The organism is Streptomyces sp. NBC_01268, assembly GCF_036240795.1.
Classification (GTDB): domain Bacteria; phylum Actinomycetota; class Actinomycetes; order Streptomycetales; family Streptomycetaceae; genus Streptomyces.
Map to the genome: position 1 here is coordinate 1,729,580 of NZ_CP108454.1, position 13,409 is coordinate 1,742,988.

Sequence of the window (13,409 nt, forward strand, 5' to 3'; positions counted from 1 at the left end):
CGGGCTGTTCCCCCTGGTGCGGGAACTCAGGGGCTACCCACCCGTAAACCCGTCTGGCAAGCTCGGCCCATGATTCCCCGTGCGGCCGACCGCGCCCGGTACGACCGGGCCACCGCCCTGCTCGACGCGCCCCTCGCCCTCGTCGACCTGGACGCCTTCGACGCCAACGCCGAGGACCTCGTGCGCCGGGCCGGCGGGAAGCCGGTCCGGGTGGCGAGCAAGTCGGTGCGGTGCCGGGCGCTGCTGGAGCGGGTGCTCGCGCGGGACGGTTTCGCCGGGGTCATGTCGTTCACGCTGGCCGAGTCGCTGTGGCTGGCCAGGGCCGGGGTCGAGGACGTGCTGCTCGCCTATCCGTCGGCGGACCGGGCGGGGTTCGGGGAGCTGGCGGGCGACGCGAAGCTGGCCGGGGCCGTGACGGTGATGGTCGACGACGTGGCGCAGCTCGATCTGATCGACGCGGCGCGGGCCGGCGGCACCGAGGAGGTGCGGGTCTGTCTGGAGCTGGACACCTCCCTGCGGCTGCTGGGCGGCCGGATACGGGTCGGTGCGCGCCGCTCGCCGCTGCGGCAGCCCGCCGAACTGGCCGAGCTGGCCCGGTCGGTGGCGCGCCGCCCCGGGTTCCGGCTGGTGGGTCTGATGGCGTACGAGGGGCATGTGGCGGGAGTCGGGGACGCGGTGGCCGGGCGGCCGCTGCGCTCGCGCGCGGTCCGGCTGATGCAGTCGGCGGCCCGCAAGGAGCTGGCGGCCCGCCGCGCGGCGGTGGTCCGGGCGGTGCGGGCGGTGGCGCCGGAGCTGGAGTTCGTCAACGGCGGCGGCACGGGCAGTGTGCAGCACACGGCGGCGGAGGAGGCGGTGACGGAGATCGCGGCGGGTTCGGGGCTGTTCCAGCCGCGCCTGTTCGACAACTACTCGTCGTTCTCGGGGCGCCCGGCGGCGCTGTTCGCCCTGCCGGTGGTGCGTCGTCCGGGCGTGGGTGTGGTGACGGTGCTCGGTGGCGGCTACCCGGCGTCGGGGGTCGCGGGCCCGGACCGGCTGCCCGTCCCGTACCTGCCGGAGGGGCTGCGCTACGACCCGCAGGAGGGTCCGGGCGAGGTGCAGACGCCGCTGCTCGGCTCGCCGGCCGACGATCTGCGGATCGGCGACAAGGTCTGGTTCCGGCACGCGAAGGCCGGCGAGCTGTGCGAGCGGTTCGACACCCTGCACCTGGTGGAGGGCGACCGGGTCACGGCCGCCGTCCCGACGTACCGGGGCGAGGGCCGGACCTTCCTCTGATCGGCCGGCCGGTCAGTACACGCTGTCCTGCTGGTCGGGCACGACGCTCCCGTCGGCGCGGCGGACCGGTTCGGCGGTGCCGTCGGGGGCGGTGTAGCCGGTGGTGGCGCAGGGGTACGCGCTCGACTTCTGCTTCTTCGGCTCGATGAACATCGGGTTGACGAGCCAGCGGCCGTCGCCGTTGTCGTAGGCGCGGCACATCAGTTCGTTCTTGTTGCGGTTGAGGACGAGCCGGAGGCCGGTGGCGTCGCGCAGGAAGGAGATGTCCGTGTCGGAGTCCCCGGCGGCGAGGACCTGGCGGCGGGCGGCGGGCTGGACGCGTTCGGCGGCCGGGCCGCGGACGCCGAAGATCTCCTGGTTGATCCAGCAGCGCTTGCCGTCGATGTAGGTGATCATCCGGTCCTCGCCGTCACGGACGCTCCCGCAGCCCTTGAGGTGGCTGGTGAGGCGCCCGTGCTCGGTGGTGTTGCGGATGCCGACGGCGTGGTCGGGGGCGACGCCGACGCCCCGGGCCCACACGTCGACGACGGGCTCGGGCGAGGCGGAGACGATCCACACGTCGAAGCCGGACGCCTTGAGGGCGCGGATCAGGTCGCGCTGCTGGGTGTAGTAGCGGACCCAGCCGGTGACCTTCGCGGTGCCGACCCGCTGGGTGGCGCCCTGCGGGGCGGCGAGGTTCTCGGCGCGGGCGGCGGCGGCGAAGGAGCTCACCTGGCGGGTGGTCCAGCCGTGCAGGAGCTGGGCGAGCCAGGCGTACTGGGGCTCGATGCGGCGGTGGTCGTACCCGTCGAACGCCTTCTTCCCGGCGGTGGTGGTGCCGTTGCCGTAGACGGAGAGCAGTTCGTCGGCGCAGCCCGTGTCCGTGGCGGTGGGCAGGGTGCGGACGTCGGCGGGGCAGGCCTCGCCGAGGGCGGCGGCGGCCTCGGGGGTGAGGTAGCGGCTGGTGGTGGACCAGTCGCCGTGGCGCGGGGGCCGGACGCGGTCGTTGCGGAGCAGCCAGTAGAAGGTGGCGTCGCCGACGTCGTTCTTGATGACGGTGTTGTCCCAGTCGAAGACGGCGACCGGCTTGTCGCCCTTCTGCCGGCAGTGGTCGGCCATCAGGCGTTCGAGGCGCGCCTTGTTGTCGCCGTACCAGCCCTCGGCGACGGTGAGGCCGGCGCAGTCGCGGGTCGGGCGGGGCTCGCGGGGGGTGGCCTGGGCGGTGCCCGCGGCGGGCAGCAGTCCGGTCGCGGCGAGGGCGAGGGCGGCCGCGACGGCGGGGGTGCGGAGCTTGTTGGTCATGAACACTCTCCTGGATGTACGCACGACAGCCGGGCGCCTCGCGACGCCCGGCTGTCGGGGGGATGGACGGGGGGTGAATGCTTAGAGCGGGGTCACGTACGCGCCGGAGATGCCGCCGTCGACGAGGAAGTCGGTGGCGTTGACGAAGGAGGAGTCGTCGCTGGCGAGGAAGGCGACCGCGGCCGCGATCTCCTCGGCCTCGGCGAAGCGGCCGACCGGGATGTGCACCAGGCGGCGCGCGGCGCGCTCCGGGTCCTTGGCGAACAGCTCCTGGAGCAGCGGGGTGTTGACGGGTCCCGGGCACAGCGCGTTGACGCGGATGCCCTCGCGGGCGAACTGGACGCCGAGTTCGCGGGACATCGCGAGCACGCCGCCCTTGGAGGCGGTGTACGAGATCTGGCTGGTGGCCGCGCCCATGATGGCGACGAAGGAGGCGGTGTTGATGATGGAGCCCTTGCCCTGGCGCCGCATGTACGGGAGGGCGGCCTTGCAGCAGAGGTAGACCGAGGTGAGGTTGACGTCCTGGACGCGCTTCCAGGCCTCCAGGCCGGTCTCCAGGATGGAGTCGTCGTCGGGGGGCGAGATGCCGGCGTTGTTGAAGGCGATGTCGACGGATCCGTAGGTGTCGAAGGCGGTCTTGAACAGCGCCTCGACCTCCTCGGGGTCGGTGACGTCGACCTTGACGAAGGTGCCGCCGACCTCTTCGGCGGCGGCCTTGCCGGCCCGCTCGTCGATGTCGCCGCAGACCACGTTCGCGCCCTCGGCGGCGAGGCGGCGGGCGGTGGCGAGGCCGATGCCGCTGCCGGCTCCGGTGATGACGGCGGTACGGCCGACGAGGCGGCGGCAGATGCTCTCTTCGGTGCTCACAGTGCGGGGCCCTCCGTGCTGATGAAGACGTTCTTGGTTTCGGTGAAGGCGGTCAGGGCGTCGGGTCCCAGTTCACGGCCGAGCCCGGACTGGCGGAAGCCGCCGAACGGGGTCCAGTAGCGGACGCTGGAGTGGGAGTTGACGGAGAGGTTGCCGGCCCGGACGGCGCGGGAGGCGCGCAGGGCGCGGCCGACGTCGCGGGTCCAGATCGAGCCGGACAGGCCGTACTCGGTGGCGTTGGCGAGGCGGATCGCGTCGGCCTCGTCCTCGAAGGGGAGGACGACGGCGACCGGGCCGAAGACCTCCTCGACGGCGCAGGGCGCGTCCTCGGGGAGGCCGGTGAGGACGGTGGGCGGGAACCAGAAGCCCGGGCCCTCGGGGGCCTTGCCGCGGATGACCTCGGCGTGCCCGGCGGCCCCGACCGCGCCTTCGACGTAGCCGCGTACCCGGTCGAGCTGGGCGCGGGAGATGAGCGGGCCCATCTGGGTGCGCTCGTCGAGGGGGTCGCCGACGACGATCTCCTCGATGGCGGGGGCCAGGAGCTCCAGGAAGCGGTCGTGGACGCTGCGCTGGACGAGGACGCGGGTGCGGGCGCAGCAGTCCTGGCCGCTGTTGTCGAGGAAGGACATCGGGGTGGCCGCCGCGGCGGCCTCCAGGTCCGCGTCGGCGAAGACGATGTTGGGGCTCTTGCCGCCGAGTTCGAGGGTGAGGCGCTTCACCTGGTCGGCGCAGCTGGCCATGATGGACTTGCCGACCCGGGTGGAGCCGGTGAAGACGATCTTGGCGATGCCGGGGTGTTGGACGAGCGCGTTCCCGGCGACCGGGCCCTCGCCCGGGAGGACCTGGAAGAGTCCTTCGGGGACGCCCGCCTCCAGGGCGAGTTCGGCGAGCCGCAGCGCGGTCAGCGGGGTGGTCTCGGCGGGCTTGAGGATCACGGCGTTGCCCGCGGCGAGGGCGGGGGCGGTGGCCCAGGCGGCGATCGGCATGGGGAAGTTCCAGGGCGCGATGACGCCGACGACCCCGAGGGGTTCGAGGATCGTGACGTCGAGGCCGCCGGGGACGGGGATCTGGCGCCCGTTCAGGCGCTCCACTCCCCCGGCCGCGTAGTCGAGCAGGTCGCGGACGTTGCCGGCCTCCCAGCGGGCGTTGCCGAGGGTGTGGCCGGCCTCGCGGACCTCCAGGAGGGCGAGTTCCTCGACGTGGGCGTCGACGGCGGAGGCGAAGCGGCGCAGGATCCGGGCCCGCTCGGCGGGGGCTGCGGCGGCCCAGGAGCGCTGGGCGGCGGTGGCGCGGGTGACGGCGGCGTCCACGTCGGCCGGGGTGGCGGCGGGGACGGTGGCGACGACCTCCTCGGTCGCCGGGTTCAGTACCTGGAGCAAGTCTTTCCTCACATGCGTTCGAAGGAGCGGCGCAGTTCCCAGTCGGTGATGGCGGCGTCGTACGCGTCGAGTTCGACGCGGGCCATGTTGCGGTAGTGGGCGACGACCTCCGGGCCGAAGGCGGCCTTGGCGATCGCGCTGTTCTCCCAGAGTTCGGCGGCCTCGCGCAGGGTGGAGGGGACGTGCTCGTAGTCGCCGGTGTACGCGTTGCCCGTACAGGCGTCCGGGAGCTCCAGGCCCTGCTCGATGCCGTGCAGTCCGGCGGCGATGAGTCCGGCGACGGCGAGGTAGGGGTTGACGTCGCCGCCGGGGAGGCGGTTCTCGAAGCGGGTGGAGCGGCCGTGGCCGACGACGCGCAGGGCGCAGGTGCGGTTGTCGTGGCCCCAGGCGACGGCGGTGGGGGCGAAGGAGCCCGGCTGGAACCGCTTGTAGGAGTTGATGTTGGGGGCGTAGAGGAGGGAGAAGTCGCGCAGGGCGGCGAGCTGTCCGGCGAGGAAGTGGCGCATCACCTCGGACATGCCGTCGGGTCCGTCGCCCGCCATGACGTTGCGGCCCGGCTCGTCGACGGCCTGGAGCGAGAGGTGGATGTGGCAGGAGTTGCCCTCGCGCTCGTTGTACTTGGCCATGAAGGTGAGCGAGCAGCCCTCCTGCGCGGCGATCTCCTTGGCGCCGGTCTTGTAGACGGCGTGCTGATCGCAGGTGACCAGGGCCTCGTCGTACTTGAAGGCGATCTCGTGCTGACCGGGGTTGCACTCGCCCTTGGCGGACTCGACGGTGAGTCCGGCGCCGGCCATCTCGTTGCGGATGCGGCGCAGGAGGGGTTCGACGCGGCCGGTGCCGAGGACGGAGTAGTCGATGTTGTACTGGTTGACCGGGGTGAGGCCGCGGTAGTTCGCGTCCCAGGCCTGCTCGTAGGTGTCCTTGAAGACGATGAACTCGAGCTCGGTTCCGACGTGGGCGGTGAAGCCGTGGGCGGCGAGGCGGTCGAGCTGGCGGCGGAGGATCTGCCGGGGGGCGGCGACGACCGGGCTGCGGTCGTTCCAGGCGAGGTCGGCCATGACCATCGCGGTGCCCTCGTTCCAGGGGACGCGGCGCAGGGTGGAGAGGTCGGGGTGCATGGCGAAGTCGCCGTAGCCGCGGTCCCAGGAGGACATCTCGTAGCCGTCGACGGTGTTCATTTCGGTGTCGACGGCCAGAAGATAGTTGCAGCCCTCGGTGCCGTGGCCGAGGACCTCGTCCAGGAAGAACGGTGCGGCGAACCGCTTGCCCTGGAGGCGTCCCTGCATGTCGGGGAAGGCCAGGACGACGGTGTCGATCTCGCCGCTCGCGACGAGGGCACGGAGCTCGTCGACGGCGAGCGGGGGTTTGCGGTCTGCCACGGGATTACTCCTCCTTGGGCCTGCCGGGAGCCATAAGGTATTGCTCAGGACCATTGCTTGGGAAGGGGAAACGGCGAGGTGGCGCAGACGAATGAATCCGCTGACCGGTTGACGCCGGTGCTGCGGCCGGTACGCGCGGGCAACGGCTTCGAGGAGGCGCTGGAGCAGATCCTGCAGATCGTCCGGCTCGGCCTGGTGCCCGGCGGGGAGCGCCTCCCGGCCGAGCGGGAGCTGGCGGACCGGATGGGGATCAGCCGGGTCACCCTGCGCGAGGTGCTGAAGGTGCTGCAGGAGCAGGGCCTGGTGGAGAGCCGGCGCGGGCGGTACGGCGGCACCTTCGTGCTCCAGCGCCCGCACACGGCGGACGAGGCGGAGCTGCGGCGCCGGATCGCGGCCGTCGACGTGGAGGACACGCTGCGCTTCCGGGAGGTCCTGGAGGTCGGCGCGGCCGGTCTCTGCGCGGCCCACGGCCTGGACGACGAGGGCGCCGAGCGGCTGCGCACGGCGCTGACCGCCACCCACGACGCCCCGCTCGACGCCTACCGGCGGCAGGACACGCTGCTCCACCTCACGCTCGCCGAGCTCTCCGGTTCGCCGACGCTGACGGCGCAGTACGCGGCGGTGCGCGCGACCGTCAACGACCTGCTCGACTGCATCCCGCTGCTCGTGCGCAACCTGGAGCACTCGCAGCACCAGCACACCGCACTGGTGGAGGCGGTGCTCGACGGGGACGCGGACGCGGCGCGCGAGGTGATGCGGGAGCACTGCGGGGGGACGGCGGCGCTGCTGCGGGGCTTCCTGACCTGACGACCCGCCGCGCCACCCCCTTCACGTAACCCGAAAGTAACGCAGAGGGCTTGCGCTGCCCATCCGGGCGACGCAAAGGTATGGGACCAATCCATTGGGACCCTTGCGGGGAGCTGACCGCTGCCATGACGTTGGACGACACCTCAGGCACTCCAGGCACCACCAGCACGACCGGCACCACAGGAAAGAACACCGCGCCCGACGACTACCTGGAGCGGCGCACCCTGCGCCGCGGCAGCGCCGGCTGGCTGCTGCTCACCGGGCTCGGCGTCGCCTACGTCGTCTCCGGCGACTTCTCCGGCTGGAACATCGGCCTGTCCAAGGGCGGCTTCGGCGGCCTCGCGATCGCGACCGTCCTGATGGGCGCGATGTACGCGTGCCTCGTCTTCTCGCTCGCCGAACTCTCCGCCATCCTGCCCACCGCCGGCGGCGGCTACGGCTTCGCCCGCCGGGCGCTCGGCACCTGGGGCGGCTTCCTCACCGGCACGGCCATCCTCATCGAGTACGTCCTGGCGCCCGCCGCCATCTCGATCTTCATCGGCGACTACGTCGAGTCCCTCGGGCTCTTCGGCCTGGAGTCGGGGTGGCCGGTCTACCTCGTCTGCTTCGCGCTCTTCATCGGCATCCACCTGTGGGGCGTCGGTGAGGCGCTGCGCTTCAGTCTGATCGTGACCGCGGTCGCGGTCGCGGCGCTGCTGGTCTTCGCGCTCGGCGCGCTCAGCGACTTCCACGTCGACGGCCTGAACGACATCCCCGTCGACAAGGGAGCCGTCGGCGCCTCCTCCTGGCTGCCGTTCGGGCTGCTCGGGATCTGGGCCGCGTTCCCCTTCGGCATGTGGTTCTTCCTCGGCGTCGAGGGCGTGCCGCTGGCCGCCGAGGAGGCCAAGGACCCGGTGCGCTCGATGCCGAGGGCGCTCGCCCTGTCGATGGGCATCCTGGTGCTGCTCGCGGTGGTGACCTTCTTCGCGGCCACCGGAGCGCGCGGCTCCGCCGCCATCCAGGAGGCGGGCAACCCGCTGGTGGTCGCGCTGCAGGGCGACGGGGAGCCGACCGCGCTCAGCCGCTTCGTCAACTACGCGGGGCTCGCGGGCCTGGTGGCCTCCTTCTTCTCGCTGATCTACGCGGGCTCCCGTCAGCTCTTCGCCCTGTCCCGGGCCGGCTACCTGCCCCGCTTCCTCTCCCTCACCAGCCGCCGCAAGTCGCCCTACCTGGGGCTGCTCATCCCGGGCGCCCTCGGCTTCGCGCTCGCCGCGGGCACCGGGAACGGGGCCCGGATGCTGAACATCGCGGTGTTCGGCGCCACCATCTCGTACGCCCTGATGGCGCTCTCGCACATCGTGCTGCGCCGCCGCGAACCGGGGCTCGCCCGGCCGTACCGCACCCCGGGCGGGGTGGTCACCTCCTCGGTGGCCTTCGTCCTGGCGCTCTCGGCGCTCGTGGCGACCTTCCTGGTCGACAAGGACGCGGCCCTCATCGCCCTCGGGGTCTATGTGATCGCCCTCGCCTACTTCGCGTTCTACAGTCGCCACCACCTGGTGGCGAAGGCGCCGGAGGAGGAGTTCGCCGCGCTCGCGGCGGCCGAGGCGGAACTCGAACGCTGAGGCGGCGGCAGCGGTCCCGGCCGTCGCCGGGGCCACTGCCGCCGCCACCTGGAATCCGTACCGGAGGAGAAGCCCATGCCCGCGCCCAAGCCGCTCATCGGTGTGACGACCTATCTGGACCAGGCCCGTTGGGGGGTGTGGGACCTGCCCGCCGCGCTGCTCCCGGCCGCGTACCCGCGGCTCGTCCAGGCGAGCGGCGGTCTCGCCGCGCTGCTGCCGCCGGACGATCCGGCGGCCGCGGCGGAGGCGGTGGCCCGGCTCGACGGCCTGGTGGTCGCGGGCGGCGCCGATGTGGAGCCGGTACGGTACGGGGCCGCGCCCGACCCCCGGACCGGGCCGCCCGCCCGGGCCCGGGACGGCTGGGAACTGGCCCTGATCGAGGCCGCCCTGGCCGCCGGCACCCCGGTGCTCGGCATCTGCCGGGGCATGCAGCTCCTCAACGTGGCCCTCGGCGGCACGCTCGTCCAGCACCTGGACGGGCACACGGAGGCGGTGGGCGTCATGGGCCGCCACCCGGTCGAGCCGGTCCCCGGCACGCTGTACGCGTCCCTCGTCCCCGAGCGGGCCGAGGTGCCGACCTACCACCACCAGTGCGTCGACGTCCTCGGCAAGGGCCTGACCGCCTCCGCGCACGCGCTGGACGGCACCGTCGAGGCGATCGAACTCGCCGGCCCCGCCTGGGCGCTCGGGGTGCAGTGGCACCCCGAGATGGGCGAGGACCTGCGGGTGACGCGGGCGCTGGTGGCGGCGGCTAGCCGGCGGGGGTGACGGCCCCGGCGGGTGTCCGGCCGCGCATGAGGACGCCGCGCATGAGGACGGCGCGCACGAGGACGGTGTAGAGGAGCGCCGACACCGCCATGCCGGCGGGCAGGGCCAGGTCCACTCCCCCGAGGGCGCGGGCGACGGGGCCGGTGTAGGCGGTGTCGACGCACAGCGCCGCCGCGGCGGCCCCGCCGACCACGGCCAGGGCGCCCGCCGGGTTGACGCCCGCCACGTACCAGAACGCGCTGTCCCGGGTCTCGTCCATGAGCGCGCGCCCGTCGTAGCGGTTGCGGCGCAGCAGGATGTCGGCCGCGTAGACGGTCATGGCGGGGCCGAGCAGGATGACGGTGAGCTCCAGGACGTTGCTGACGGTGTCCAGGAAGTTGGAGACGAGCAGCGCGTACAGGGTGAGGGCGACCGCGACGGTGCCGTCGGCGAGCACGCTGAGCGAGCGCCGGACGCGGAGCCCGACCGCCTGCAGGGCCAGGCCCGCGCTGTAGGCGGTCATGGCGTTGATGGCGATCGTGCCGAGGACCAGGGAGAGCAGGAACACCGGGGTGAACCAGCCCGGCAGCATGGCCTCCAGGGCGGTCTGCGGGTCGGTCATGTCGACGACCGTCGCGGCGAGGGCGCCGAGCGAACAGACCACGATGCTGGGCAGGAAGCCGCCGAGCGCGGTCCACCCGACGACCGCGCGCTTCGAGGTGCCGGCCGGCAGGTAGCGGGAGAAGTCGGCGCTGGTCGTGTACGAGAGCGGACCCGAGGCGATGAGGGTGACTCCCCCGAGCACGGTGGCCCACAGGTCGACGCCCGTCAGCGGGGCCTCGGGCGTGTAGCCGAAGTCGGCGTGCCGCAGCACCGCGTAGCCGACGACGCCGAAGGCGGCGGTCAGCGCGATGGTGATCGGCAGGTAGAGCCGGACGATGAGGGCGTGCCCGTAGACGCCGATGGTGAGCGTGGCGGCGGCGATGACCAGGACCACGACGACCTTGACGCCGGTGCTCGCGTGGAGGCCGGTCTTCTCGACGAGGGCGAAGGCGGCGCCGGCCGCGGCCGCCAGGTTCAGGGCGAAGTAGCAGACCGAGATCATCCAGCCGGTGACGGCGTTGTTCACGCGGTTGCCGCGCACGCCGTACATGGCCCGGGTGATGACCTCGCTGGGCGCTCCGGCGGCCGGTCCCGAGACCGCGAGCACCCCGGTGAGCAGCCAGAACAGATTGCCCACGACGATCACCGCGAGGGCCTGCCCGAGGCTGAGCCCCATCAGGACGAGGGCGCCGCCGACGACCAGGCTGAGGTAGTTCACGTTGGCCGCGGCCCAGACGGAGAAGAGCTCGCGGGGACGTCCGTGGCGCTCGTCGTCGGGGATGTGGTCGATGCCGTGGGACTCGATGCGGGTGGGCCGGTCCGTGGCCGGCCGCGCGGCGGGGGCGCTGGCGGCCGGGTCGGGGAACGTCGAAGCCATGCGGCCCTCCGATGAACGTGTCGTGCACACCTGGTTGCTTATTGGTCGCACACTCAATAGCATCGCCGGTATGTCGTCAAGCGTCCAGCGCAAACGAGTTCGCAAATCCCCGGAGGCCCGGCGGGCCGAGATCGTGGAGACCGCGGCCCGCGTGGCCCTGACCGAGGGCCTCGAATGCGTCACCCTGCGGCGCATCGCCGAGGAGCTCGCCGTACGGCCCGGCCTGATCAGCCACTACTTCCCCTCCGCGGAGGATCTGGTGGCCGAGGCCTTCGCGGTCGCGGCCCTCGGCGAGCTCGACTCCCTGCTGCCCGCCGACCGCCCCGACGGGTCGCCCACGGGGTACCTCGCGCGCTACTTCGCCCTCTCGACGGGCGAGGCCTACGACGACATCAGCCGCCTGTGGATCAACGCCCGCCACCTCAGCCGCTACCGCCCCGCCCTGCGCGACCGGGTCGCCGAGATGGAACTCGCCTCCGACGAGCGCCTGGAGACCCTCATCCGCGAGGGCGTCGAGCGCGGCGAGTTCCGCACGGACGACCCGCGGGCCACCGCCATCCAGATCCTGGTGGTCCTGGACGGCCTCGGCGCCCACGCCAACACCGACCGCACCGACCGCCCGGCGGCGGTGACCCGCATGGCCGTCACGACGGCGGAGCGGGAGCTCGGGCTGGAGCGGGGGGCGCTGGAACGGGAGGCGGAGGCCGAGGCGCTGGAGGCGGAGGCCGAGGCGCTGGAGCCGGAGGCTCAGGACGGGGAGGCGGGCTGACCCGGCCCGTCAGGCCGTCCGACCGCCGGCCGGCCCCGCGGGCCGGGTCCCCGGCCGCCCTCCAGCTGACTGTCCACACGCACACCCGTCCACACGCCCCCCGTCCCCCCGCCCCGCCCTCCCGGCCCTCCCGGCCGTCCCCTCCCCCCCTCCCCTCCCTGGAGCCCCTGTGCGCACCCGTCTCGTCCTGTCCTCCGCCCGGCTGCTCGACCCGGGCACCGGCACGTTCCTGCCGCAGACCGCGCTCGCCGTGGCGGAGGACGGACGGATCTCGGCGCTCGGCGACGACCAGGAGATCCGCGGCCTCGCGGACGCAGGGACCGAAGTGGTCGACCTGAAGGGCGCCGTGGTCACGGCCGGCCTCGTCGACGGACACCTGCACCCGGTCAGCGGAGCCGAACTGACCGACGGGCTCGACCTGTCGCGCTGCGCGGACGTGGCCGACGTGCGGGAGGCGCTCGCGGCGGCCGTACGCGCACTCGGACGCGGTGACTGGCTGTTCGGATGGGGCCTCGACCCGAACGTCTTCGGCGAGGTCCCCGTGGGCATCGCGCCGTTCGACGCCGTGCTCGACGGGATCCCGGCCTTCCTGCTGCTCTTCGACGCGCACTCGGCGCTGGCGAGCCGCCGGGCGCTGGAGCTCGCCGGGGTGGACGGACCGCGCGCGTTCGACCAGGCCTCCGCGGAGGTCGTCTGCGACGCGCAAGGGCGCCCCACCGGGCTCCTCCAGGAGGACGCCGCGTGCGAGCTGGTCGAGCGGGTCGCGCCGCAGCCCACGCGGGAGGAGCGGCGGGACCGGCTCGCGGCGGCGCTGCGCGCGATGGCGGCGACCGGGCTGACCGGCGGGCACGTGATGGACGCGAACGGCGAGAGCCTCGCGCTGCTGGCCGAGCTCGACGCGGCGGGCGAGCTGCCGCTGCGGCTGCGGGTGGCGCCGTGGTGCCAGCCGGGTACGGACGCGGAGGGCGTGCGGGAGCTGATCGCCCAGCAGGGGACGGGCGGTGCGCTGTGGCGGGTGGACGGCGTGAAGCTGTTCATGGACGGCACGATCGACAACGGCACGGCGTGGCTGGAACGTCCCGACTGCCACGGGGAGTCCACGCACGCGTTCTGGCCTGATCCGGCCGCGTACACGCACGTCATCGGCGAGCTGCACCGGGCCGGGGTGCCGACGGCGACGCACGCGATCGGCGACGCGGCGGTACGGCACGCGCTGGACGCGGTGGAGAAGGCGGCGGCCTCGGGCGGGCGGGCGGTGCGCCACCGCGTCGAGCACATCGAGACGGTGCCGGACGACACGCTGCACCGCTTCGCGGAGCTGGGCGTGCTGGCCTCGATGCAGCCCACGCACTGCTGCGACTTCACGCGGGCGGACCACACCGACAACTGGTCGCGGCGACTCGGCGAGGAGCGCGCGTCACGGGCGTGGCGCTGCCGCGACCTGTGGGACTCGGGGGCCACGGTCGTCCTGGGCTCGGACTGGCCGATCGCCCCGTTCCCCCCGCTGGGCGTGATGGCCGGCGCCCGCCACCGCCGCCCGAGCCGCGACCTGACCCAGCCCCCGCACGGCCCGGAGCAGGCGCTGACGGGGCTGGAGGCGCTGCGCGCGATGACGGTGAACCCTGCCTACGCGTCGAACGAGGAGCACGAGGCCGGCCGCCTCACGGTGGGCCACCGCGCCGACCTCACGGTCCTGGCGGCCGACCCCCTGACGACCGAGCCGACCGACCTGCCGGACCTGCCGGTGCTCCTGACGACGGTGGACGGGCGGGTGACCTTCCGGTCGGAGCAGGCGGGCTGAGGCGAAGCCGCCGAGCGCCCCGACGG

11 protein-coding genes are annotated in these 13,409 nt (G+C 73.4%); 6 read left to right on the forward strand and 5 right to left on the reverse strand.

Annotated features, from left to right (window positions below):
- Window positions 1-69 precede the first annotated feature (69 nt).
- Window positions 70-1,272: an amino acid deaminase/aldolase gene (locus OG309_RS07435; protein ID WP_329419133.1), complete on the forward strand. Its 1,203-nt coding sequence runs from the start codon at window positions 70-72 to the stop codon at window positions 1,270-1,272.
- Window positions 1,273-1,284: 12 nt separating this feature from the next.
- Here OG309_RS07435 and OG309_RS07440 read toward each other — a convergent pair whose 3' ends face one another.
- From OG309_RS07440 to OG309_RS07455, 4 genes are all read right to left on the reverse strand, one after another.
- Entirely contained in the window at window positions 1,285-2,553 is a 1,269-nt protein-coding gene (locus OG309_RS07440; protein WP_329419135.1) for a haloacid dehalogenase-like hydrolase, read from the reverse strand.
- An 81-nt stretch (window positions 2,554-2,634) separates the two neighbouring features.
- Window positions 2,635-3,420: a 3-oxoacyl-ACP reductase gene (locus OG309_RS07445; protein WP_329419137.1), complete on the reverse strand. Its 786-nt coding sequence runs from the start codon at window positions 3,418-3,420 to the stop codon at window positions 2,635-2,637.
- Complete coding sequence (locus tag OG309_RS07450; RefSeq protein WP_329419139.1) at window positions 3,417-4,799, reverse strand: aldehyde dehydrogenase family protein; 1,383 nt, start codon at window positions 4,797-4,799, stop codon at window positions 3,417-3,419. The genes OG309_RS07445 and OG309_RS07450 overlap by 4 nt, the downstream gene beginning before the upstream one ends.
- A gap of 8 nt (window positions 4,800-4,807) precedes the next feature.
- Window positions 4,808-6,178 carry a glutamine synthetase family protein gene (locus OG309_RS07455; RefSeq protein WP_329419141.1) on the reverse strand — a complete coding sequence of 457 codons (1,371 nt, stop codon included), beginning with the start codon at window positions 6,176-6,178 and terminating at the stop codon, window positions 4,808-4,810.
- 78 nt (window positions 6,179-6,256) lie between these two features.
- Between OG309_RS07455 and OG309_RS07460 the strand changes: the two genes are divergently transcribed.
- From OG309_RS07460 to OG309_RS07470, 3 genes are all read left to right on the forward strand, one after another.
- Window positions 6,257-6,985, forward strand: a complete 729-nt coding sequence (locus OG309_RS07460) for a FadR/GntR family transcriptional regulator (RefSeq protein WP_329419143.1) — start codon at window positions 6,257-6,259, stop codon at window positions 6,983-6,985.
- A gap of 125 nt (window positions 6,986-7,110) precedes the next feature.
- Entirely contained in the window at window positions 7,111-8,586 is a 1,476-nt protein-coding gene (gene eat / locus OG309_RS07465; protein WP_329419144.1) for an ethanolamine permease, read from the forward strand.
- A gap of 75 nt (window positions 8,587-8,661) precedes the next feature.
- Window positions 8,662-9,354 (forward strand): gamma-glutamyl-gamma-aminobutyrate hydrolase family protein, encoded by a 693-nt coding sequence (locus OG309_RS07470; RefSeq protein WP_329419145.1) that lies wholly within the window; start codon window positions 8,662-8,664, stop codon window positions 9,352-9,354.
- Here OG309_RS07470 and OG309_RS07475 read toward each other — a convergent pair.
- Complete coding sequence (locus OG309_RS07475; RefSeq protein WP_329419147.1) at window positions 9,338-10,813, reverse strand: purine-cytosine permease family protein; 1,476 nt, start codon at window positions 10,811-10,813, stop codon at window positions 9,338-9,340. The genes OG309_RS07470 and OG309_RS07475 overlap by 17 nt on opposite strands.
- A 70-nt stretch (window positions 10,814-10,883) precedes the next feature.
- On the opposite strand from OG309_RS07475, the gene OG309_RS07480 reads away from it, so the two are divergent.
- Window positions 10,884-11,582 (forward strand): TetR/AcrR family transcriptional regulator, encoded by a 699-nt coding sequence (locus tag OG309_RS07480; protein WP_329419148.1) that lies wholly within the window; start codon window positions 10,884-10,886, stop codon window positions 11,580-11,582.
- Window positions 11,583-11,751: 169 nt separating this feature from the next.
- Window positions 11,752-13,383, forward strand: coding sequence for an amidohydrolase (locus OG309_RS07485; protein ID WP_329419150.1), 1,632 nt, complete (start codon window positions 11,752-11,754; stop codon window positions 13,381-13,383).
- The last annotated feature ends 26 nt before the right edge of the window (window positions 13,384-13,409 follow it).